Here is a 24,246-nt window from a genome sequence, read left to right as displayed (position 1 = left end):
ACCGCCACGCTTTATGTGGCGGTTTCACAATGTACGATTTCGCCTAATTTCAGCACACGTAGTTGTTCGTTCGGAAAATTGCGACGTTTCCATTCGGCATAAAGGCGATCTAGCGCTTCTTTTGGTGTATCGTCAGCTAGCGGAAATGTACCGTAATGCATCGGAATAAATGTTTTTGCCCGGCAATCGACAAATGCTTGAACGGCTTCTTCTGGTGTCACATGTTGAGGGCCCATAAACCACTCTGGTTCATATGCACCAATCGGCAATAAAGCATAATCGATATGGAAACGCTCTCCAATATCGCGAAATCCTCGGAAATATCCGCTATCTCCTGCAAAATAAAACGTCGGTTTATCTTTTACTTCCATCACCCATCCGCCCCAATGGGATGTATTTGTATCAAATAGTGTTCGCTTTGACCAGTGTTGTGCAGGAACAAACGTAAACGAAACACCTTGTTCGACAACGGTGTCCCACCAATTGCATTCCACAACATGCTCGAACCCTCTTTTCAGAAAGGACGAACGTAACCCGCTCGGTACAAGAATGAGTGGGTTTCCTTTCAGTTTTTTAATGCTCGAAAAATGTAGGTGATCGTAGTGACTATGAGAAATTAATATGACGTCAACGGGAGGTGCATCATCAATCGATAGAGCGGGCGCCGTTAGTCTGCGAATCGTTCCTAATCGTTTTGCCCAAACTGGATCTGTAACAATCGTCAATCCGTTTATTTGAATAATGAATGTCGCATGCCCTATCCATGTGAGTAGTGTTTGCTCCGTATTTGTATGTAGCAACGAAGGTTGAATATGTTCGCGAGGCAAAATATATGACCAGTCTTTCTTTTTTTGTCTTCTTTCCGCATACCATTTCCGCAAGTCAGCAAACGATTTCGTTGTTGGGACGCCATCTAAATTTTCATATCGCTTTCTCATTTTTTCTCCTCCAATATGGGTGTTTCGTTCGAATATTCCATTTTGTTATATAATTTCTTTGTTCGTATTAATAAAAAATATGTGTATAGTCACTATCTATTTTATCAAAAGAAAGGCTTATCGTTAAAAATGAAAGGAAAAAACATCTATCTTTATTAAGAGATATATTGTTAATAAATAGAATCAGGAGTGGCTATGCTCCGTTCTATTTTTATTGTGTACATATTGACTATAATAGGTGTATGAAACAAAAGAGCCGCGTCATGATGGACAATATACGAATACATTATAGTAAAAATGATTGGAGAGAAGAAAGGTGGAAGATGTTGTACTTCAACATGCGGAGCAGTTGAAGCATTGGGAAGAAAAACAAGAAGAGATTTTGCAAGAATTAATTGAAAACCAACAAAAAATTCAACAACAAAACGCTTTATATTATAACGAAAAAGAAGAGGCGCGCATTATTGAACGATATTATGAACATATGAATGATCAAATGGACGGAGCGTTTTTATTTCAAGCGTATCATGATTTAATAAAGCGGACACACATTCGACGCATCCCATATTTTTTAAGCAAAGATTACTATTTGTACACATGGGTTGATTTGCAGCCGGATGGAACAGTAAAAAGCATTTATTCAGGAAAAAAGAAAGATCCGCGCACAGTTATTTTACAAGACTATGAGACGATTCAAAAGCGATATGAACAATTCATTCAACTTGTGAAAAAAGCGAAAAAAGGTGAACTCGATCTTGAACAAAAGATAAAAATGGTCGATCGACAATTCAAATTTAATGCGGAGCATGTTGTGCCACAATCTTGGTTTGGGGCGAAGGAACCAATGAAAGGGGATTTGCATCATTTATTCGTTTGCGAACCACGTTGTAATTCGATTCGTTCCAATTTTCCTTATGCCGATTTTCCGTTTTATGAACCAGAGTCTCCTGATGAAATGATTCAAAATGACTGTGGAGTAGCATACGGAGAATATTTTGAACCTGAACACGGAAAAGGAGCGGTGGCGCGAGCAATGTTGTATTTCCTTGTTCGTTATCCGCAAGCAATCAAACAGCCGTTTATTGCTCAAATTAATATTTCACTACTCATTCAATGGCATAAACAGTTTCCGATTACAATGTATGAAAAACATCGCAACGCGGCCATTTTCCGCATTCAAGGAAACCGTAATCCGTTCATCGATAAACCACATCTTGTTGAGCAGCTTCATTTTTTAATTGGACATAAAAATCGTTAGGCGTTCGCACACATCCCCCTCTTTTTCATATGCTGTATTACAGTTTATGAAAAGGGGAAGAGAACGATGGGTGTGGAGTTAACAGCGTTACATTGGATTTACGTCTCGTTTATTTGTATCATTATCGCGTTAATGATTTGGCGTAAAGATACATCGCTAGCTTGTATGATTGGCATCTTTTTGTTAGCGATGACAGCGACAGGCTCTTTGCCGCTTTCTATCAGCACGATTTTTAAAAGTTTCATTTACGCAATCACCGAACTTCTTCCGACCATTCTTGTCATATCTATTATCGTATCAATGAGTAAGCTTCTTACAATTGCAGGAATGAATGAAGTGATGATTGCACCGTTTGCGAAATTCATTCGAACCCCAACGCTAGCTTATTGGACGATTGGGATATTAATGATGGTGATCTCATGGTTTTTCTGGCCATCTCCCGCAGTAGCATTACTTGGAGCGGTGTTGTTGCCCGTCGCTGTTCGTGTTGGTTTGCCAGCATTAGGGGTAGCGATGGCGATGAACTTATTCGGGCACGGCATTGCACTATCAGGTGATTTTATTATTCAAGGGGCACCGAAATTAACAGCAGATGCTGCAGGTATTCCTGTATCTGAAGTTATTTCAGCAAGCATTCCGCTCGTCTTTGTTATGGGGATTGTAACCGTTACAACCGCATTTTTCTTGTTGCGTCGTGATATGAAAAAAGGCAATATCCCACAAAGTGAAGTAGTTTCGATTGAGGCAAATGAAGTACAGTATCATTTATTAACGAAACGGATGAAAGTGACATTTGCGTTTCTTATTCCGATTTTATTTGGATTAGACGTTGTAGCAATGTACTATTTTCAATTGCAAGGCGGAGATGCAACCGCATTAATTGGTGGAACAGCCATTTTTATTTTATCTCTCTTATCCGTTATTGCATATAAAAAGAAAAGTTTAGAAAAAATCACAGACTTATTCATTCAAGGATTCCAATTTGGTTTCAAAGTGTTCGGTCCGGTCATTCCAATCGCTGCATTCTTTTATTTAGGAGATTCAGGATTTCAAACGATTATCGGTGACTTTTTACCGAAACCGTCCCATGGCATTGTGAATGACTTAGGTGTTGCTTTATCGAGTGTCGTTCCATTAAGCAAAGAGGTAGGAGCGATTACGTTAACAGGAGTAGGAGCAATTACCGGATTGGATGGATCAGGGTTTTCAGGCATTTCTCTTGTTGGTTCTATTGCCAAATTGTTTGCAACGGCAATCGGAACAGGAATTGCTACATTAACAGCACTTGGTCAAATTGCAGCCATTTGGGTTGGTGGAGGAACGTTAGTACCTTGGGCGCTCATTCCAGCAGCTGCCATTTGTGGTGTCAGTCCATTTGATTTAGCGAGACGAAATGTTGTGCCGGTTATTGTCGGGTTAACTGTAACGACAGTGGTTGCGATGTTTCTTATTTAGTTATAAAGAGTGTCTCCAACGAGGCACTCTTTTTTCTATGTTATAAAAAGTAACGTATAAATAAAAAATTTTCAAAAAAATGTTGCATTTCTATCTCTTTGTGTAATATATTATAACCATAAATGTTATAAAAAATGACATAAAGGAGAGATGAGAATGAATGAAGTACAGTTGAGTTTGGCGCTTGATTCACTTTGGGTCATGTTAGGTGCCATTTTAGTCATTGGAATGCAAGTCGGATTTGCTTTGTTAGAAGCGGGTTCGACACGAATGAAAAATGCTGGTCATGTTGCTGGAAAACAAATATTAAGTTTTGCGATTGCCTCACTTGCATTTTGGGCAGCAGGTTTCGCCATTACATTTGGAAAAGGAAATGGATTCATTGGTACAGAAGGATGGTTTTTGAAGGAAGGAACAGAAACGTTTGCCTCGCTTTCATGGGCGAATGTACCGCTTGAGTTAAAATTTTTATTCCAGCTTGCTTTTGTTGGTGTATCTTTAGCGATTGCGTGGGGAGGATTCGCTGAACGAGCGAAATTATCTGTTTACTTTATTTTCGGGACGATTTTTACCGTCGCTATTTACCCTGTGATCGGTCATTGGGTATGGGGAGGTGGCTGGCTCGGAGAAATGGGAATGCAAGACTTTGCGGGTTCAACAGTTGTTCATTTACAAGGAGCCATTGCCGCATTAGTCGCAACGCTGTTATTAGGACCTCGAATTGGAAAATTCAACAAAGATGGGACGCCGAACTACATCCCAGGGCATAACCAAGTATATACCGTTATCGGTGGCTTCGTCTTATGGGTTGGTTGGTTTGGATTTAATGCGGGAAGCACAATGGGAACTGCAGATGGATTTTTCGGTTATGTAGCGTTAACGACAAATATTGCGGCAGCAGCTGGCGCGATTGCTTCCATTTTGACGGCAAAATGGCTCGTTGGAAAAGCGGATATTCCAGCCATGGTCAACGGTGTATTAGCAGCTCTCGTTGCGATTACAGCAGCATGTGCATTTGTTGAGCCATGGGCAGCTGCAGTCATTGGTGCTGTTGCGGGATCGTTTACATTTTGGACGTCTGTATATTTTGAGCGAAAAGGCATTGACGATCCGATTTACGCGTTTTCAGTTCATGGTATCGCCGGCATTGTTGGTACGATTTCAACCGGTTTTTTCGCTTCACCACGTTTAGTAGAGATCACAGGAATTGGAAAACCGGGATTGTTTTATGGTGGAGGAACTGATCAGCTTATCGTTCAAACGGTCGGTGTTTTAGGGGCAGCGTTGTACGTGGCGATTGTCTCATTTATTGTTTTATATACTTTAAAAAAGACGATCGGCTTACGAGTGACACCTGAACAAGAAATTTCTGGACTTGATATTAGTGAGCATGGTTCATATGGGTATCCAGAACAATTAGATCCAGCTTATAAACAAACGACAACAGTCGTTTCATCTCGTTCGTCATGAAGATGGTGATGTCATGAATAATTTTGAAGCAATCATCGTTCGAGCGGAACAATGCAATAATATGTCAGAATTGAAGCAACTTCACGATGAAGTTGCTTTTCTCCTCTCCTCTTTTTCAATTTCTTTTGCCTGTATATTTGAAGTATACGATATGCTTTGTATGTGCCACGATGCATTTATGAAACAGGCGCTGTCGTTAGCTGAACGGGAGGTTGATCGAAAAGGAATTGGCAAAAAGCCCTCGTCTTTCTGTTGGTTTGTGATGGGGAGCAGCGGACGGAAGGAGCCGACCATTTGGACAGATCAAGATAACGGAGTAATTTTTTCATGCTTTTGTAATGAAAAAGAAGAATGCTACGTATATATGCGTGAGTATGCGCGCATTGGCGTTCTTTTTTTAAATGAAATAGGGTATCCATATTGTAGTGGGTATGTGATGGCAACAAATAAAAGATGGCTAAAAGAGGCAGATGATTGGAATGAACAAATTGATAAATATGTAGCAAACGAACATATAGATGATATTCGTTATTTATCTATGTTAGCTGATATGCGGCCAATTTACGGTGAGTATGCACTTGCTAATCAGCTGAAAACGACATTATATAAAAAGATTGCGGCGACTTTTTCTTTACGTAGTCGAATGATTGATAGCGTTCGTATTCCTTTTGTGCCGATTGGACCTTTTGGACGGGTGTACGTCGAACGTTGGGGGGAGAAAAGCGGCATGGTTGATATAAAGCAAGGGGGATATGTTCAGCTCAATCATATGTTAAAATGGGTTGCTGTTCAAAAACAATTTATTGATGCGCATTCAACATTTGAGCGATTAACGTGTTGGTATGATGAAAATGGTTGTACACAACAGCAATTTGAACGCATAAAAGAGGCACTTGAGACGTTTTTATATTTCCGTTTACGTTGTTCGTTAGAAGGAACTAATTTAGTCATCCATCATTTATCGAAAGAAGAAAAAAAGCGACTAAAAAGAGCGCTAGCAGTAGCCAAACGAGTACAACGTGATGCAAGGAAGTGGGTGTGATTGATGGAGCGACCGTTTCAATGGATCAGTCGCATACTATCGCTTGGTCTTCGATACGATCAAGCAACAGCGGTCGGTCCAGCTTTTCAACAAGAGGCGTGGATTCGAAAAATAATGAAAGAAGTAAAGAAGCATACGTATTCGCTCGAAACGCCGCTTTCTGACGTGACGTTTATTTTATTAGATACAGAGACAACAGGTTTTTCTCCACAAAGGGGAGATGAAATTTTTTCACTTGCAGCCTTAAAAACAAAAAACGGTGAACCGCTTGATTTATATTGTTCCAACTTCCGACCAAAACGCCGCATTCCCGAACATGTTGAGGTGCTTACAGGGATAACAAACGACGATGTTGCATGCGCCCCGTTATTAGAGGAGGAAATTCACCATATTCTTTCTTTTTTGAACCATGGCATTTTACTCGGTTATCATATTCAGCATGATGTGGCGTTTTTAAATGAATTTTTATCACGAAATTATCGTACAGTTTTACAACAAACAACAATAGAAATGAGAAAAATTATGGAATGTATATATCACGACTCATTTCCGACGCTTGATGATGCTCTTTCATTTTATCATCTAACTCCGATTGATCGTCATACAGCAAAAGGAGATGTCATGAGTTTATTTGAAATGTGGAAGCGAGTGTTTATAGAGTTGCAACAGTTACAAATTGATACGTTGCACGACTTATATGCGTTACTTAGTCAACGTTCGTAAATGAATGTTGACTTTTTTTACGAAAAATTATACAATTCCATTAACTTATATGAGCATATATTCATATATTGAAAGAAAGGGGATCTATATGGAAGAATTATATGAGCCGTTAGATGAGGAAACGCTTTTCATCGTATCGCAAACGTTTAAAGCGTTAAGTGATCCGACGCGTATTCGTATTTTACATTTGCTTTCATCTGGCGAGTTTTCAGTAACTGAAATTGCGAATCGGTTGTCACTTTTACAATCGACTGTATCCCATCAACTTCGATTTTTGAAAAACTTACGTCTCGTTAAATATCGGAGGGAAGGAACGACACTATATTATTCGCATGATGACGAACATGTTTTGCACATTCTTGAACAAACGATTCGCCATGCGCGCGATCATTAGGGGGGGAATCAAATGAAAGAGTATGAAATCAAAGGATTGACATGTGCCAATTGTGCGCGGGCATTAGAAGAACAAATTCAGTCACTTCCATATGGCGAAGGGGCAACGTTGAACTATAATAGTGGAAAATTACGCGTGCATGAACACATTGATTTAGAAAAAGTACGGGCGATTTTAGCGACAGATGGAGCATATATAGCAGACGATGATCAGGCGCAAAAAAAACGAAATCCGCTCCTCTATTTCGTAGGTGCCTCTCTTGTTCTTTTTTTGATGGCGCTTGTGCTTGAGCATTTGGACATAGATGGTGCGAGCATCATTATCATTATTTATATGGCTACGATCGCGCTCAGCGGATATAAAACATTTGTTAAAGGATTGAAAAATATCATTCGTTTTCGTTTCAATATGGATACGTTAATGACGATTGCTTTAATCGGCGCATTTGGAATTGGTGAATGGAAAGAAGCGGCTGTCGTTGCCATTTTATTTGGTATTAACGAATATTTAGAAGGACTAGGGATGGAACGAGCGCGTCGCTCGCTTGATATGCTGCTGAAACAAGCGCCAAAAGAAGCACTTCTTATATCGAACGGAAACATGCGTGTCGTTTCCATTGATTCGCTACAAGTTGGCGATGTGGTAGTTGTTCGCCCTGGTGAAAAAATTCCATCAGACGGTGTCGTTATTGAGGGGAAAAGCTCTGTGAATGAAGCAGCGATTACAGGCGAAGCGATGCCGATCGAAAAAGAAGTAGGAATGAACGTATACGGTGGAAGTGTGAACAACGAGGGAATGTTACATGTTCAAATTACAAAACAATATAAAGACAGTTCTTTGTCAAAAATTTTACATCTCGTACAAGAAGCACAAGAGACAAAAACACCGCTTGAATTGTTCATTCATCGTTTTGCGAAATATTACACGCCGTTCATTATGATTGTTTCGCTATTCGTCATGCTCGTTCCACCGTTATGGTTTGAAGCGTCTTGGCATGATTCGTTATATCAAGGGTTAGCTGTATTAATTGTCGGATGTCCTTGCGCCCTTATTTTATCTTCCCCGATTGCTTTGCTAGCGGGTATGACGCGGAACGCGAAGAACGGCGTGTTAGTGAAAGGAGGCGTTCATTTAGAAACACTTGGACGCATACGGACGATTGCTTTTGATAAAACAGGAACGATAACAAAAGGAAAGCCGCACGTAACAAATGTGATTGCATATAGCGATGAAAATGAACTGCTTTATATTGCTGCGTCTTTAGAAAGTGTATCTTCCCATCCGCTTGCACAAGCCATTGTCCAAAAAGCAAAGCAACATCATATTGCATACAAACAACCAGAACAAGTCGAAACACGAACAGGAAGCGGTATGGAAGGAAAAGTCGATGGGATATGGTATCGTATCGGAAACGAAAGAATGTTTGATCACCAATTGTTTACCGAACAAATTCAACAAGATGCAGAAAAGTTAAAATGTGAAGGGCGTACGATTGTTTTTGTCGCAGATGAACAACGTATACTTGGTTTATTTGGTATCGCTGATGAAATACGTGAAGAGAGTAAAAAGATCATTCAGCAACTACACCGTATTGGTATTCGGCGCACGGTCATGTTAACAGGAGATCACGAAAAAACAGCTAAACAAGTTGCTAAACAAGTTGGAGTGACACATACATTCGCAAAACTTCTTCCAGAACAAAAAGTAGAAAAAATAAAGGAGTTAATGAAAACAGATATAGTGGCAATGGTAGGAGATGGAATGAATGACGCCCCTGCCCTTGCTCATGCTCACGTTGGGATCGCGATGGGGAAAGGAACAGATAGCGCCATTGAAACTGCTGATGTCGTGCTTATGCAAGATCATCTCGAGAAATTGCCAGAGGCGATTGTTATTGCCCGGCGTGTAAATCGCACCATTCGTTTAAATATCGCAATTGCCCTTTCGTTAAAGGCAACGGCGCTACTATTAACCATTCCAGGTTGGTTAACATTATGGATCGCCATTTTATCGGATATGGGGGCAACGATTTTCGTTAGCATACTTAGCTTATTTATTTTATGGGAAAAGCGCACGATGTAAAGTTGTGCGCTTTTCAAAAAAAAGGATATTATTCAGAAATATTAGAAACGTTGTTGATTTTTTCACCGTTTTTAGTGAAAATGAAGATAGAACTTTAACAACAAAGAGGATGAATAAAATGATGCAAGCAATCGCTGTTATGGCTCCGAATGGGAAAATTTTAGGAGCGGATGAACATTTTTTCCGCCATTTTTATCATCTTGATGTGAATCGCGAACTGTTAAAAAAGTTTATTGATGATGCAAAACATGGTCGCATCGTTTCGTATGACATGTTGAAAGAAGGAAATGAACAAAAAAATGTATATGTACAAGCAACTGCTTTATGTAACAAAGAGGGTGCGCTACAAGCCATTGTTGTAACATACCAGCATGAACCGTTTATTGATATGCGTCTCACCGCTTCTCTTTCTTCAATGGCGTCCGAATTTACATTTATTTTATCATCAGAGGGCGAAATTACATACGTTTCGCCAAGCGCCCGACATGTGTTGAAATGTGCAGAAGAAGTTTGCAATCACGAGCTATTTTCTTTTGTTCATCATGATGACATCCCCATGTTGATGGAAAAGTTACATACGATTTATGCGACGAAAGAAAAGGAAACAACTGTTGAATGTCGTTGGCGAACACGTGACGGGCACTTTATATGGATTTATATGCATGCCCAGCCATTACTAAATGAAAGAAATGAAATTGAACACGTGATTGTTGTGGCAAAAGATATTACGAAATGGAAATGCTGCGAGGAAGCACTTGTAAAACTAAAGAATTTCGATTCGTTAACGAATATTCCTAATCGTTTTTATTTTGAAACGTATGTGCAACATATGATTCAACAACAGCAACCATTTGCCTTATGTTACATTGATTTTGACAAAATTAAATGGATTAATGATCGTTTTTCGTATCAAGCAGGGGATTTCTTTTTGCAAGAAGCTGTTCGTCGCATTCAGCAACATTTGCAACGAGAAGACTTTTTTGCTCGCATCGGTGGTGATGAGTTTGTCATCGTGTTACATGAAGTGAACAAAGAGACGATTGTTGCGCGCATGGAGCATTTGCTTCAATCGTTCGTAGAGCCATTTCGATATAAAAAGCACGTCATCCAATCAAGCCTTTCTGTTGGAGTGACGTTCTTTCCGCAAGACGGTACGAATTTAGACACGTTGTTGAAACAAGCTGACCAAGCGCTTTGCTATGCGAAGGAACGAGGAAAAGGGTATCATTTTTATCATCCACAGCAAAATCGAAAAACGATGATTGAACAAGAATTGCCCCTAGCGTTGTTAAACAACCAATTTTATTTATGCTACCAACCGAAAGTGTCGTTAGATAATAAGGCAATCATGGGGGTTGAGGCGCTCATGCGTTGGACACATCCGACGCTTGGAGCGATCTCACCATTAGAGTTTATTCCAATTGCTGAGAAAAACGGATTCATTTTTGAAATTACAACATGGGTGTTAAAAGAAGCGTGTCGACAAGTAAAACAATGGCAAAATCATTTTCCGACATTAAAGCTCGCAGTAAATTTATCACCATTTTTACTAAATCGCAAAGAATTTGTGACGCATGTGAAAAGTATTTTACAAGAAACACAGTTTCCACCTCACTATTTAATTTTAGAAATAACAGAAAGTGGACTAATGGAAAATATCGAAACAGGAAAACATATTTTAACAGAGTTACAACAAGTCGGCATTCAAGTTGCGATTGACGATTTTGGTACCGGCTTTTCGTCGCTTGCCTATATTCGCAATTTGCCTGTTTCACTATTGAAAATCGACCGCTCGTTTATCCGTGACATTACAGATAATTCGAAAGATGCAACGATCGTCGATACCATTATCCACTTAGCAAAAAGTTTAGATTTACAAGTGCTTGCCGAAGGGGTAGAACGTGACGAACAAGTATCTTTATTACAAAAAATGGATTGTGATTTTGCACAAGGTTTTTACTTTAGTCAGTCGTTAGAAGCAGAAAAGTTGTTGCAATGGCTCGAACAACATAATCAATCGAAAGAGGCGCTTCATTAGCGTCTCTTTTCACATTTTGTTCACATATATTTTCTTTTTTCTTCACAAATTTACATTAATGTGGACGTATAAATGATAAACGCGAGGACGGAGTGAACATGCGTAACTTATTTTTTTTGCTCACATCGATCGTTACACTTTTATTTGCAAAAACGGTATATGGAGAAAAGATCGAAGTACATAAACAGCTACAACAAGCTATTGATGAAGCGCATGCTGGCGACGTGTTAATCGTGAAAAAAGGAATATACAAAGGTCCGATTATCATTCATAAGCCAATTCATCTTGTTGCTGAACACGGAGCGGTAGTTGATGGGGAAGGATGCGAATATGTTGTTACCATTCGTGCTCCTCGCGTTCATATCGAAGGATTAACAGTGCGCAACAGCGCACATGGAAAAGGAGCTGGCGTGCTCATTCAAAAAAGTTCACATGTTACGTTAAAACACGTACGTATAGAACATGTGCATTACGGTGTTTATGTAGAAAAAGGGACAAATATCAATCTTTTAAACAATGTTATTCGTGGACGAGATATTCATTTCGCTCAACGAGGAAACGGTATTCACCTATTGAAGACAAACGGGGTTGTTGTACGCGAAAATCATATTTCACGTGTGCAAGATGGCATTTATTTAGATTGGGCTAAACATACAATGATCGAAAAAAACGAAGTAACGAATGCTCGCTATGCCATTCATTTCATGTATGCTGAAGACGGGATGGCAAAAGAAAATATGCTCACAGAAAATATTAATGGAATGATGATGATGATGTCCAAGCAGTTTACGATTGGACATAATACGATTGCTAAACAATTAGACTATCGTGGATATGGGGCACTCATTTACGATAGCGAACATGTAGTGATGCACAACAATACATTTCTTTATAATAGCACCGCTTTATCGTTACAAAATGCACGTCATTGTCATATAAAAGACAATGAATTTATCGGTAACTATCGTGCATTGCACAGTTTATATGAAAACCCCGGTATAATTTTTGTCAAAAATAAATTTTTAGGAAATATGGAAGACGCGCTTATCCAAGGAGCACCCATTGCATTTGATGATGGACGAAAAGGGAATTATTGGGACAATTATCGGTTTTATGATTTCAACGATGATGGAATCGGTGATACCCCACATCGCATTCGTTCTATGTATAGTCGACTGTTGCGGAAATGGCCAAGTGTGCAATTTTATTTTCAAAGTCCGGCGTTATCACTTCTTGATACAACGGAGTCATTTTTTACGCAAGCACAGGCGCAAGGGGAAGACCGCTTTCCACTTATGGAAGTTGATCACAATAAAAACAAAACAACCGAAAGATCTTGGAAACTGTTGCTGTTTGGAAGCATTTTATTTGTAAGCAGTTTGCTTATGATCGGATATGGAAGGAGAATGACATATGAAAAAAATCGCTAACCTTTTCTTTGCATGTTTTCTCGTCGCATGTAGTGGAGCGAAAACGTATGAGCCTGAAGAAATTAATCCAGATATTGATGTATGTGTAGTTTGTAATATGAGTATAACAGCAGAGCCATATGCTACAGAAATAATTTTAAAAGATGGAACGGTGCATAAGTTTGATGATATTGGGTGCATGATCGAGTGGATGAATGAAAACAATGAGGACATTGCAAAGAAATACGTTCGCGATGTAACAAACGGAGAATGGATTGAGCTTGAGCACGCTGTTTATGTATACAATCCAAATTATTGGACGCCGATGAGTTATGGAGTCGTTTCATTTGCAAACGAAAAACATGCCAAAATGTACATGGAACAAGAAGGAAAAGGGGAGTTATGGACGTACGAGCAACTAAAAAAACATCGATGGGGATTTGAGCAATGAATACAGCGATAAAGTATCAATGGATGATGATGATTCGTAGCAAATGGCTTATCACTTTTGCCGTTTTGTTTGCCGTCCTATCATCAACTGTGATCGCAAGTAGCGGACACGAGGCAGCAGGAGTATTTACACGTTCGACAGCGGCTTTGTTAAATTTGTCGCTTTTGCTTGTTCCACTCGTTGCTTTATTAGCAGGTAGTTTATTTATTGCGGGTGAAAAGGAGGACGGTCGATTATCACTTATATTAACATATCCGATCTCTACTCGTTCTTTAACGTTTGGTTTATATGTGGGAAGCTGTATATCATTATGGACAGTAGTTGCACTCGGATATGGAAGTGCGAGTGTCGCTCTTTTTGTAACAGGAGGAACATGGTCGACGTTTCTTTTCCTTTCGTTTGTATTAACCATTGTATTAACAAGTATTTTTTTGGCGATTGCTTTATTCGTTGGACTTGTTTCCTCTAATCGTCTACAAGCTCTCGGTGTCAGTTTATTTATTTGGGCGTTTTTCGTTTTATTTTATGAATTTATCGTATTATTTTTGTTATCAATTGTTCCAAAGCAATGGACCATTTTTTTATTTGTTTTATCTATCATATTGAATCCGGTTGAACTCGTGCGTGTTTGGACTGTAGCGGCTTTGAAAAGTAGCGCACTATTTGGACCGCAATTATACGAATGGTCAAAATGGGCAGAAAGCGTAAATGGACAGTTTACATTTATTATGATCGCATGTGTATGGGTGATTGTGCCGTTATTTTTAGTGAACATGTGGTTGAAACGAGGGAAATAACATGCTTGAAGTGAGACAATTGACGAAAATATATAACGAACAAAATAAAGTAGAAAACATTTCTTTTTCTGTTCAAGAAGGACAATGTTTAGCGTTATGCGGCGGTAACGGTGCTGGAAAAAGCACGATCATTAAAATGTTAATCGGGCAGCTCCCCCCAACGAAAGGAGACATATATGTAAACGGACAACCGATTCAAAGCAACGACAAGCAATGGTTTTCGTTTATGCCAGATCATTTGCAATTTCCTCCTCTGTTTACAGGTTATGAAGTGTTATCTCTATTTGGACGGTGGCAAGGGGCAACAGACGAGCGAGTGAAACAATGTTTGGAGGTTGTCGGATTAACAAATGATCGACATAAACAAGTAAAGACATATTCAAAAGGAATGCAACAGCGACTCGCGTTTGCGCAAGCGCTTTTAGCAGACGCTCCATTGCTTATTCTAGATGAGCCAACAAACGGTTTAGATCCGTATTGGGTATGGGAATTTAAACAACTTATTCGTTCTGAAAAAGAAAAGGGAAAAGCTATTATTTTTTCGACACATATGCTCTCAATGGTTGAAGAAATTGCAGATACTGTCGCATTTATTCATCAAGGACAAATGCTTATATACGATTCGGTTTCCGCGCTTTGTCAAGATGGAAAATCGTTAGAGTCTATATTTTTTGCACAAATTTCACAACATATGTCATACTGAAAAAGGTAAGCGAATATAGCTTGCTTTTTTCATTTGGAGGAGGGATTGAAAGATGTTAAAGTTATACGTCATTCGTCATGCTGAAACAGAGTGGAATGTGCAACAACGAATGCAAGGATGGAAAGACTCGCCTTTAACTGAAAAGGGAAAAAAACACGCTGTACTTTTACATGAGCGGTTGCGTACAGTTCCGTTTACTGCGGTGTATTGTAGTCCAAGTGATCGTACAAAAGAAACGGCGCAAATTGTGCTAGGGCAACGTCATGTGCCAATATATTTTGATGAACGGCTACGTGAAATTCACTTAGGTGATTGGGAAGGGAAAACGATTGCAGAAATTGCGCAATCCGACGAGCAAAATCATTATCATTTTTATCATGATCCAGATGCATACAAGCCGATTATTGGCGAGACGTTTCTTGATGTTCAACGTCGAGCTATTGCTACGATCCAACATATAGCTGAAAATCATTCAGAAGGTCATATTCTTATCGTTACACATGGCATGGTGATTCGCACGCTTCTTGTATATTGGAAACAACAAACACTTGCGGAATTGTGGAAAAATAGCCGTGTATACGGTACGAGTGTGACGATCGTATCGTTTGACGGGGAAAAGTGGAATATGGAATGTGAATCAGACATTTCACATCTTGAAAGTGAGCTGACACATTTATGAGAAAATGGATTATGTTTTTTACGGCAATTGTCTTTATTGTCGGTTGTACATCGCAAAATAAAGAGAAAACATTTGTTACGACAGTAGAATATGTTGTTGATGGGGATACAGTAAAAATAAAAAAAGATGGCGAAATCGTAACGGTTCGTCTACTAAATATCGATACACCGGAAACGTATCGCGAAAAACAGGTGTATGGTGAAGAAGCAAAACAATTCGCTAAAGACGTTTTGCTTCACAAAAAAGTGACAGTTGAACTAAGCGCAAAAGAACAACCGTACGATCGTTATGGTCGATTGCTTGCGTACATATGGTTAGAGGATGGAACTTTATACCAAGAAAAAATCGTGCAAGAAGGGTTTGCGCGTGTTGCTTACGTATTTGAACCGGACACAAAATATGCAAAAAGATTGTATAAAGTACAGGAAAAAGCGAAAAAAGCAAAAAAACGAATATGGAGTGTCGATGGATACGTGACAGAAGAAGGATTTAATATGAGTGTATGGTTAAATAAAGCTTCGTAAATGTGAAAAGGGCTGGATGAAACAGCCCTTTTAATGTGCGAGCATCGCTTGCATATCTTCTTTTACATCGCCGATAAGTTTGAGACCGAACATATCTTGTAGGACGCGTAACACACCTTCAGAAATAAAGTGCGGTGCTTTCGGTCCAATTCGAATGTCTTGAATGCCTAAACTAAACAATCCGAGTAATATCGCAACTGCTTTTTGTTCAAACCATGAAAGAACGATGCTGACCGGTAACTCATTGACCTCACAGCCGAATGCTTCTGCAAGAGCCATTGCAATTTTGACAGTCGAAATCGAGTTGTTGCATTGTCCTAAATCAATATATCGTGGAATGTTCGTGCCAGGAACAACCCCGTAGTCGACATCGTTAAAGCGGAATTTCCCACAGGATGTCGTTAAAATGACGGTGTTTTTCGGTAACGATGTAGCTAACGTTCGATAATATTCACCGCCTTTTCCAGGAGCGTCGCAACCTGCGATAACGAAAAAGCGTTCAATTTTTCCTTCTTTTACAGCTTGAATAATTTCCGGTGCAATTTGAATAACGGTTTCGTGATGGAACCCAGTCACTAACGTTTCATCCGATTCAATGTTTGCTTCTGGGAGTTGTAGAGCTTTCTCAATTAACGGCGTGAAATCATCATTTTCGATTTTTTGCACATGTTCTAAACCGGCTACATCGTATGAAAACATGCGATCAGCATATGAACCTTTTATTGGCATAACACAGTTGGTTGTCGCTAAAATGGCGCCAGGGAATTTTTCAAATAAGCGACGTTGATCGTACCATGCTTTTCCGACATTTCCTTTCAGATGTTTATATTTTTTTAATTGCGGATAACCATGTGCTGGGAGCATTTCGGAATGTGTGTAAATGTTAATTCCTTTTCCTTCTGTTTGTTTTAATAGTTGTTCAAGGGCAAATAAGTTATGTCCTGTAACGAGAATACATTTTCCTTCAATTTTATTTTGCGTTACACGAACAGGTTGAGGAATGCCGAGTCGTTCTGTATGTGCTCGGTCGAGTAGCTCCATTACACGAATGGCGGCTCTTCCGACTTTCATCGCCATGTCTATATGTTCTTGTACGTTAAAGTTAGAGTTTGTTAACGTCATATATAACGCTTCATGTGTCGTTGTATCAACGAACGGATCGGTATATCCAAGTTGGTGTGCGTGCGTGCGATATGCTGCAATTCCTTTTAATGCAAATACGATCGTATCTTGCAAACTTGCAATTGTTTCATCTTTCCCACAAACTCCGACAACAGTACATCCCCCTGTTGGTGTTTGTTCACATTGATGACAAAACATTATAACCCCTCCTTTTCTTATTGACACTTTAACAATAGGGGAAAATGCGTACGTCGTAAGTGATACATATCACACTTTCATACAAAAATATGAACGAAATTTGACAATAATCCATATTGAATCAAGAGAAAGAATGTATTAAAATGAAAGAAAATTGAATCAATCAAACTACTAGGGGTGCCGGATGGCGATGGCTGAGAGGAAAACGCGCAATCAGTTTTCCAACCCTTTGAACCTGATCTGGTTTGTACCAGCGGAGGGAAGTAGGCTATGTTTTCGATATGCAAACTAGTCGATTCTGTCCGACTAGTTTTTATTTTTTAAGGGGGAATGAATGATGAATGTAGGACAATGGTTAACACGTGTTAGGAAGGAGTCACCGCTCGTACATAATATGACGAATGTCGTGGTGACCAATTTTGTTGCGAATGGTTTGCTTGCTGTAGGCGCATCTCCTGTTATGGCGTATGCCAAAGAAGAAGTAGCGGATATGGTTCGGTTAGCTCGTGCTTTAGTGTTAAACATTGGCACATTAAACGAAACAGACGTAGAGGCGATGTTAATTGCTGGAAAAGCGGCAAATGAGGCAAACATTCCTGTCATTTTTGATCCTGTTGGAGCTGGTGCGACAGCGTACCGCACCGAAACAGCCCAACGTATATTACGCGAAGTCAACGTTACCATTTTACGTGGAAATGCATCCGAAATCGCAAGTATTGTTGGAGAACAAGTGAGTACAAAAGGGGTAGATGCAGGAGATGTTCAAGGCGATCTCGAACATGTAGCGAAAAAAGCAGCGCGTATGTTTCGTTGTACAGTTGTTGTGACTGGGAAAGATGATGTGGTGACAGATGGAGAACGTATTGTAATCGTCTCAAATGGTGATGCGATGTTAACGAAAGTAACCGGGACAGGTTGTTTGTTAAGTTCGGTGTTAGGCGCATTTGCTAGTGTAGCGGAAAATGTGATGATGTCATCTGTTGCTGCGCTCGCTTATTACGGTGTAGCGGCTGAAAAAGCAGCCAAACAAGCTCAAGCACCTGGGTCTTTTCAACTTGCTTTTTTAAATGCTTTATACGAAACGAGTGAAGAAGAAGTAGATGAATACGCACATATTCGAGGAGAATAAATGATGAAACAGAAGTTATCGTTGTATTTTGTTATGGGAAGTGTCGATTGTACGAAAGATCCACTTGCTGTGTTAGATGAAGCGATTGAAGGCGGCATTACCATGTTTCAGTTTCGCGAAAAAGGAAAGGGGGCGCTTACGGGAATTGAAAAATATCGTTTAGCTGAGAAATTGCTTGAGCGGTGTCTGGCTCACAACATTCCTTTTATTGTAAATGATGATGTTGATTTAGCGCTTGCCTTACAGGCAGATGGGGTTCATGTCGGACAAGAGGACGAAGCGGCTGAACGCGTTCGTGATCGCATAGGCGATCATAAATATTTAGGGGTATCTGTTCACAACTTGAATGAAGTAAAAAAGGCGATTGCGGTTCGCGCCGATTATGTTGGGTTAGGTCCGATTTTCCCAACTGTTTCAAAAGATGATGCAAAGCAAGCATGTGGACTGACGATGATTGAACATATTCGTGCGCATGAAAAACATGTTCCACTCGTTGCGATTGGCGGGATTACAGAACAAACATCTAAACAAGTCATCGAAGCAGGGGCAGACGGAATTGCTGTCATTTCTGCCATTTGCCGTGCTAAGCATATTTGTGAACAAACAAAACGACTGTATGAGATTGTCATGCGTACAAAACAAAAAGGCGACAGGTAATGTCGTCTTTTTCTATTTTTTGTGCAGGATTTTACTCACATATGTCGAAAAAAACAGCGAACATATGAAAGAGGGAGATGGGAAAGATGGAACATATCGTATTGTCATATGAAGATCGAGTCGCAACAATCGAGTTGAATCGCCCAGATGCATTGAATGCTTTACACGAACAAATGTTAACAGAGTTGCTACAGGCGTTAAAGGAAGTTGAAAAAAGTGAGGCACATATTGTCATTATCCGCGGTCGTGGGAATGGGTTTTGTGCAGGAGGCGACATTAAAACAATGTTGCAATCAGCGAATGAACATTCATTCATAGAAGTAATGGAAACGATTAAACAAATTGCCCTCATACTACATCATTTGCCGAAACTAACGATCAGTTACGTGCATGGCGCTGCTGCAGGATTAGGGCTTAGCTTAGCGCTCGCTTGCGATCATGTTATTGCAAATGAACAAGCACGTGTTGCAATGAATTTTATCGGCATTGGCTTAATTCCAGATGGTGGAGGCCATTTCTTTTTAAAACGGAAAATTGGAGAAGTAAAATCAAAACAAGTGATATGGGAAGGAAAAGTAATGAGTGCGCAAGAGGCATATGAAGTGGGGCTTATTGATGAAATCGGCGATGAACAAGCCGTTCAACGCAAAGTGGCTGAGTGGCTAGCAAAACCAATTCGTGCGATGATTGCAACGAAGCAGTTATATGCTCATTTAAGCGAACAACAGTTGTTGAACACGTTTCAAATGGAGACAGCGTATCAAGCGGAAATGCGTAAAACAAAAGACCACGAAGAAGGTATTCGCGCCTTTTTAGAGAAGCGTCGTCCACATTTTAGCGGAAAATAAAAAATTTGAAAAACTTTCATCTTTAAGCTATCTTTTTCGGGTTTGCAACGTGTATAAATGAAATATAGAACAATATAACGAAAAGGGCGGCTGAAGATGAAAGTAGTGATGATTGACGATTACATGCCGACATTAGAAATGATGGAGGCGATGCTTGAACATATCGAGGGAATCTCCATTCATCCGTTTGAAGATGCGGATGAGGCGTACGCATACATTTTATCTCAACATGTCGATGTCATTTTAATGGACATTTGTATGCCGAAAACAGACGGTATTGAATGGTGTCGCCGATTTAAGCAACATGAGCAGCTGCGCCATATCCCTGTACTAATGGTTACAGGTTACGATGATGAACAAAAATTAGAGGAAGCGTTTGCGGCAGGAGCGTTTGATTACATTCGCAAGCCGTTTACAATGGTCGAACTCGTTTCGCGTGTTCAATTGGCGTATCGCCAAAAGAAGACGATGGATCAACTGAAACGAACGAATGAAGCATATATAGAAAGTTATCGGCATATGTGGACGATGCAAAAAAAGATGAATGAAGACTTACACTTAGCTCGACTCGTTCAAGAAGGTTTGCTTCCTGAGCCGATGAATAATGAGCATATTCATTTAGTCGGGACGTATATTCCTTCTTCACAACTGTCTGGCGATTTGTATTTTTGGCAACAAGTTCGTCCGCATATGTATGCTTTTATTGTAATTGATGTCATGGGGCATGGCGTCGCATCTGCGCTTGTCGCTATGTCGATTCGTTCGTTATTACATGGGTTAATGACGAAAGTAACAGAACCTCTTCTCGTTGTGCATGAATTAAATCGACATGCTTTTCAATTGTTTGGAAAGGAAACGAAATATTACTTTACTGCTTTTTATGGAACAATTGATGTAAAAAAGAAAGTCATGGAGTATGTAAACGCAGGTCATCCTCCAGCTATATTGATGACTAATCAAAAAACAATGCTTCTTAAAGAAGGGGGCATTCCAATTGGCATTGTATCAAATGCTCCGTATAAAAAAGGCACAATTTCTTTTCAGCATGATGCATATCTTATGATTTACACAGACGGATTAATGGAAGTGTTAGGTGAAGAATGCGCAAAACAACTTGCCGGCGTGATGCAAACGGCTCATACGTTTGATGAGATGGTAAAGAACATAAATGAAAAAACGCAAGATGGCAAAGGGAATGATGATATTACATTCGTCTCTATTCATGTAAAATAGCAAAAAAGGGGCTCTATTTCGGCCCCTTTATTTAATGTCTACAAATTGATCCAATTGACAGATCGATAATATATGTTTAATAGGTGCTGAAACACATGTCATTTCAATACGCATTCGATCTTTCAGTGGATACAACCAGCTAATCAGCAAACGAACGCCTGAGCTATCAATAAATCGAACAGCAGATAAATCGATTTGCAAATGAGATGTTTCCCACGGCTGTGATTGAATCGTTTCTTCCATGACACGTGATGTTTCAAAGTTAATATCTTGCTGAAAAGAGACAACGATTTTATCATCATATGTAACAATGTCGATCATATTTCTCCCCCTTTATTTCGTGCGACAACGACAATGGCATGTTTTCCTTTTTCGTCAAATGAAAAATGTGAAGCAAGTTGTTGAACGAGGAAAAGTCCCCGTCCTCCTTGATAAGTGAAATCAGGAGGAGGAGCGTTGAGTTTTTCCTCCCATTGAAAGCCGTCTCCTTCATCCATGACTTCGATGACGATCTCTTCATCTGACCAGCTGATGTGCACAGTAGCATATTTTTTTGTAGAGTGTCGGATGACATTTGAGACGAGCTCCCACAATATTAATTGAATGGTGTATTTTTGTATTTCGTCTAGTTGAATACAATCGTTTATTTGCTCGAGCATCGCTGAAATCACTGTGCTATAATTTGTTTCATTTAGCTGAGTTTGAATCATTGTTTTTTAACTGAATCAAAAGTTGTTTTATATAAGGATGTTTATAATCACCTTGATGCTCGAGACGATATAATTGACTCCATAAAGAGTTATATGTTGAACGAAACGGGAGCGGGATGCTCTCTCCGAATGAACGTTGCAAATGCATGAGACGAAACTTCGCATAGTTGCGTGACGGTACATCATTTGGGAGAAGCCCCATATCGATGCGAATGAGTTGCTCGTTTACTTCGTGAAGCAACGTTTCTGCCATTTCGTCGATATGAGCAAACGTTCGTTGCTCGTATTTTAGCCGTGGATGCTTCATCGTCATCTTCCTCCGTTTAACTATTACGAATTAAACTTTTCTGTTAACTCTTGGTTTAAATCGTTTAACTGTTCGGCCATTTCAGCAATTTGTGAGGCAGCAGATGAAATTTCATCAAACATTTGATGAAACTGTTCAATGAGTGAAGTAAATTGATCAATTTTTCTACTTGTTGACTTTACATCAGTAACAGATTGATCAAAAATATGAATAATGCTTTCATTTGCTTGTCGGAATGCTCGCGTTTCCTCTACAATTTGTTGAAACGCCTGTTCAAATTTACGGATCGTTTGTTGAACAATATCAATGTGATTTTGAATGTAGTCGAGCGATTGTTCGGTCTGCGTTGCAAGTTTTCGCACTTCATTTGCGACGACTGCAAATCCTTTTCCGTGTTCACCCGCACGTGCAGCCTCGATGTTAGCATTTAAAGATAAAATATTTGTTTGATTTGAAATGTTGCGAATCGCATTGACGATTTCTCCGATTTTTCGCGAGCTATCTGTCAGTTCGTTCGTAAGCGACTTTGTTCCTTCAATTAATGTAGCCACGCTATCTAGTTTGGTTAATGTTTGTTTTACATCTTCTTTTCCTTTTTCAACTCGTTCGCTCATTTGAACAGATTGACGCTGAATACTTGTCACTTCATTCAACATACTTTGCACATTTTTTTGTACTTCAAAAATAGAAGCAGTCGTTTCTTCTGCGCTTGAAGCAAGCGTTGTAGATGATTCTGTTAACCGATGTTGTAGTTCTGCAATTTCGTTTAACTTCATCATGGACGATGTATATGACTCAATATACGTTTCAATCGCAATTTGCATATCGAATGAACAAAGTTTAGCAAATGAGCGGTAAATGTTTGTTGCTTCTGTTGGAGGTAGCTCTTCCATCAATATGCGAAGCACTTCATTTTGAATGATTGTATAAGCGCCTAAATACCATTCTGGAAATAAACCGATTCGGTTATGAACATTGCCAATTACTTTCCGACGAATGATATATTGCTCACCAATTTCCCCCGATACCATATCCATTAAATAAGCGCGCAACGTTTGTTTTAAGCGATCAATCGTTGAATGATTATCAATAATGCGTCTCAAATGTGGCATTTGCCCAACTTGATCGTAAAACGCGTTGACAATTCGCTCGACATGTTTAGCAAAGAGCGGACGAATCGAAACAAGTTGTTGCAAATCTTCCTCTGTTAATCCAACGAAAGAAACTTGCTGTTTACGATCGCTTGAAAGGAGTTGTCGATAATACGTTGCAACATGTGAAGATGCAGAAGGACGAACATTCGTATCTTCATTTTCTTTTTGATGTTTTTTGCGGAACAGCTGAATAGCCCCATGTTCATTGAATAGAGTGTGAAATGGACATTTTGACATTGTTTCCCCTCCAGTTTTCATAAAAAATCCCCTAAAATATTATATCATGTACGGCAAAAAGAAGAAGGAAATTTTTTATGTTATTTCCGAGGGAAGCGCAAAAAATGACAAAGTTTCCCCTACTTGTCGAATAAAAGAGAATAAAGTAGAATGTTTATTTGTGAACAATAAGAACAGCGGAGAGAGAAGCGATGAGTAAAAAAATTTTATATTTATTTTTTGTTTTAATAGGAGCTACAGTTGTCATTTTTGCGAATATGAAACATAACATTTATACGTTCATGTAAAATAGGTGTTTCCATTAGTACATGTATACCCCTTTGCACATACGCTAGAAGTGTAACAAACTTTAAATGCGAAAGGGGTATGAAATATGCGTTGTCGTCCAAATATGATGTCGCCAATCGTTCATCCAACAAAATGTTGTACACAACATCAAATGCAAACAACGATTGTGCCACACATTCATCCGTCACATACGACGTATGTGAATCATCATGTGTTCCAGCATCAACATTATTTTCCGCATACGCAATCTGTTGTGAATGATGTATCACATCAACATGTTGTTTGTCCAGGGCCTGGCCCGTTTCCACGGCCATTTTAACCGAAGGCAATTCGCCTTCGGTTTTTTGGTGTGCTCGGCATGGGTGCAATCTATAGGGTGAAAGTCCCGAACTGCGAAGGC

General features: G+C 39.5%; 25 protein-coding genes and 1 riboswitch. Of the genes, 19 read left to right on the top strand and 6 right to left on the bottom strand.

Features of this window, described 5'->3' with window-relative positions:
* Positions 1-11: 11 nt before the first annotated feature.
* Positions 12-938: an MBL fold metallo-hydrolase gene (locus tag CS060_RS06545; protein ID WP_035046970.1), complete on the bottom strand. Its 927-nt coding sequence runs from the start codon at positions 936-938 to the stop codon at positions 12-14.
* Positions 939-1,254: 316 nt separating this feature from the next.
* Here CS060_RS06545 and CS060_RS06540 point away from each other — a divergent pair, with 316 nt between their 5' ends.
* From CS060_RS06540 to CS060_RS06475, 14 genes are all read left to right on the top strand, one after another.
* On the top strand, positions 1,255-2,196 hold the full coding sequence (locus CS060_RS06540; RefSeq protein WP_231563535.1) for an endonuclease I family protein: 942 nt from the start codon (positions 1,255-1,257) through the stop codon (positions 2,194-2,196).
* A gap of 66 nt (positions 2,197-2,262) precedes the next feature.
* On the top strand, positions 2,263-3,651 hold the full coding sequence (locus CS060_RS06535; protein ID WP_035046974.1) for a hypothetical protein: 1,389 nt from the start codon (positions 2,263-2,265) through the stop codon (positions 3,649-3,651).
* Between the two features lie 156 nt (positions 3,652-3,807).
* On the top strand, positions 3,808-5,121 hold the full coding sequence (locus CS060_RS06530; RefSeq protein WP_035046976.1) for an ammonium transporter: 1,314 nt from the start codon (positions 3,808-3,810) through the stop codon (positions 5,119-5,121).
* A gap of 13 nt (positions 5,122-5,134) precedes the next feature.
* The gene (locus CS060_RS06525) at positions 5,135-6,163 is read left to right on the top strand and encodes a DUF294 nucleotidyltransferase-like domain-containing protein (RefSeq protein WP_099668797.1); all 1,029 of its coding nucleotides are present in this window, start codon (positions 5,135-5,137) and stop codon (positions 6,161-6,163) included.
* 3 nt (positions 6,164-6,166) lie between these two features.
* Positions 6,167-6,886, top strand: coding sequence for an exonuclease domain-containing protein (locus CS060_RS06520; protein WP_099668807.1), 720 nt, complete (start codon positions 6,167-6,169; stop codon positions 6,884-6,886).
* A gap of 88 nt (positions 6,887-6,974) precedes the next feature.
* On the top strand, positions 6,975-7,280 hold the full coding sequence (locus CS060_RS06515; RefSeq protein ID WP_035046978.1) for an ArsR/SmtB family transcription factor: 306 nt from the start codon (positions 6,975-6,977) through the stop codon (positions 7,278-7,280).
* Between the two features lie 12 nt (positions 7,281-7,292).
* Positions 7,293-9,362 carry a heavy metal translocating P-type ATPase gene (locus CS060_RS06510; protein WP_035046980.1) on the top strand — a complete coding sequence of 690 codons (2,070 nt, stop codon included), beginning with the start codon at positions 7,293-7,295 and terminating at the stop codon, positions 9,360-9,362.
* A gap of 109 nt (positions 9,363-9,471) precedes the next feature.
* A complete protein-coding gene (locus CS060_RS06505) occupies positions 9,472-11,400 on the top strand; it encodes a sensor domain-containing protein (protein WP_099668796.1) in 1,929 nt (642 codons plus the stop codon).
* 98 nt (positions 11,401-11,498) lie between these two features.
* Complete coding sequence (locus CS060_RS06500; protein WP_099668795.1) at positions 11,499-12,830, top strand: right-handed parallel beta-helix repeat-containing protein; 1,332 nt, start codon at positions 11,499-11,501, stop codon at positions 12,828-12,830.
* On the top strand, positions 12,814-13,260 hold the full coding sequence (locus CS060_RS06495) for a nitrous oxide reductase accessory protein NosL (protein ID WP_035049014.1): 447 nt from the start codon (positions 12,814-12,816) through the stop codon (positions 13,258-13,260). The genes CS060_RS06500 and CS060_RS06495 overlap by 17 nt, the downstream gene beginning before the upstream one ends.
* Positions 13,257-14,057, top strand: a complete 801-nt coding sequence (locus tag CS060_RS06490; RefSeq protein WP_099668794.1) for an ABC transporter permease — start codon at positions 13,257-13,259, stop codon at positions 14,055-14,057. Before CS060_RS06495 ends, CS060_RS06490 begins: the two co-directional genes overlap by 4 nt.
* Before the next feature lies 1 nt (position 14,058).
* Positions 14,059-14,760, top strand: a complete 702-nt coding sequence (locus CS060_RS06485; RefSeq protein ID WP_035049016.1) for an ABC transporter ATP-binding protein — start codon at positions 14,059-14,061, stop codon at positions 14,758-14,760.
* A 52-nt stretch (positions 14,761-14,812) separates the two neighbouring features.
* On the top strand, positions 14,813-15,439 hold the full coding sequence (locus CS060_RS06480) for a histidine phosphatase family protein (protein WP_035049018.1): 627 nt from the start codon (positions 14,813-14,815) through the stop codon (positions 15,437-15,439).
* The gene (locus CS060_RS06475) at positions 15,436-15,963 is read left to right on the top strand and encodes a thermonuclease family protein (protein ID WP_035049020.1); all 528 of its coding nucleotides are present in this window, start codon (positions 15,436-15,438) and stop codon (positions 15,961-15,963) included. Before CS060_RS06480 ends, CS060_RS06475 begins: the two co-directional genes overlap by 4 nt.
* A gap of 30 nt (positions 15,964-15,993) precedes the next feature.
* On the opposite strand, the gene hcp is transcribed toward CS060_RS06475, so the two are convergent.
* Positions 15,994-17,283, bottom strand: a complete 1,290-nt coding sequence (hcp, locus tag CS060_RS06470; RefSeq protein ID WP_035049022.1) for a hydroxylamine reductase — start codon at positions 17,281-17,283, stop codon at positions 15,994-15,996.
* A gap of 163 nt (positions 17,284-17,446) precedes the next feature.
* A riboswitch (TPP riboswitch) is annotated at positions 17,447-17,562 on the top strand.
* Between the two features lie 55 nt (positions 17,563-17,617).
* Between hcp and thiM the strand changes: the two genes are divergently transcribed.
* From thiM to CS060_RS06450, 4 genes are all read left to right on the top strand, one after another.
* Positions 17,618-18,412: a hydroxyethylthiazole kinase gene (gene thiM, locus CS060_RS06465; RefSeq protein ID WP_082180296.1), complete on the top strand. Its 795-nt coding sequence runs from the start codon at positions 17,618-17,620 to the stop codon at positions 18,410-18,412.
* A complete protein-coding gene (thiE, locus tag CS060_RS06460) occupies positions 18,413-19,069 on the top strand; it encodes a thiamine phosphate synthase (RefSeq protein WP_035049026.1) in 657 nt (218 codons plus the stop codon).
* 86 nt (positions 19,070-19,155) lie between these two features.
* A complete protein-coding gene (locus tag CS060_RS06455) occupies positions 19,156-19,917 on the top strand; it encodes an enoyl-CoA hydratase (protein ID WP_035049028.1) in 762 nt (253 codons plus the stop codon).
* Between the two features lie 96 nt (positions 19,918-20,013).
* Positions 20,014-21,150, top strand: a complete 1,137-nt coding sequence (locus CS060_RS06450; protein WP_035049030.1) for a PP2C family protein-serine/threonine phosphatase — start codon at positions 20,014-20,016, stop codon at positions 21,148-21,150.
* Between the two features lie 27 nt (positions 21,151-21,177).
* Here CS060_RS06450 and CS060_RS06445 read toward each other — a convergent pair whose 3' ends face one another.
* The 4 genes from CS060_RS06445 to CS060_RS06430 are packed head-to-tail and all read right to left on the bottom strand — an operon-like array spanning position 21,178 to position 23,558.
* Positions 21,178-21,471, bottom strand: coding sequence for an STAS domain-containing protein (locus CS060_RS06445; RefSeq protein ID WP_035049032.1), 294 nt, complete (start codon positions 21,469-21,471; stop codon positions 21,178-21,180).
* On the bottom strand, positions 21,468-21,860 hold the full coding sequence (locus CS060_RS06440; protein WP_035049034.1) for an ATP-binding protein: 393 nt from the start codon (positions 21,858-21,860) through the stop codon (positions 21,468-21,470). Before CS060_RS06440 ends, CS060_RS06445 begins: the two co-directional genes overlap by 4 nt.
* Entirely contained in the window at positions 21,838-22,167 is a 330-nt protein-coding gene (locus CS060_RS06435; RefSeq protein ID WP_035049036.1) for a hypothetical protein, read from the bottom strand. Before CS060_RS06435 ends, CS060_RS06440 begins: the two co-directional genes overlap by 23 nt.
* A 23-nt stretch (positions 22,168-22,190) precedes the next feature.
* The gene (locus CS060_RS06430; RefSeq protein WP_035049042.1) at positions 22,191-23,558 is read right to left on the bottom strand and encodes a globin-coupled sensor protein; all 1,368 of its coding nucleotides are present in this window, start codon (positions 23,556-23,558) and stop codon (positions 22,191-22,193) included.
* Between the two features lie 373 nt (positions 23,559-23,931).
* Here CS060_RS06430 and CS060_RS06425 point away from each other — a divergent pair, with 373 nt between their 5' ends.
* Positions 23,932-24,165 carry a CotD family spore coat protein gene (locus CS060_RS06425; RefSeq protein ID WP_035049038.1) on the top strand — a complete coding sequence of 78 codons (234 nt, stop codon included), beginning with the start codon at positions 23,932-23,934 and terminating at the stop codon, positions 24,163-24,165.
* The last annotated feature ends 81 nt before the right edge of the window (positions 24,166-24,246 follow it).

It is taken from the genome of Anoxybacillus flavithermus (assembly GCF_002742685.1).
Lineage (GTDB): Bacteria > Bacillota > Bacilli > Bacillales > Anoxybacillaceae > Anoxybacillus > Anoxybacillus flavithermus_E.
The sequence above is the reverse complement of the archived record's forward strand: the minus strand, read 5'-3'. Positions and strand labels throughout refer to the sequence as shown.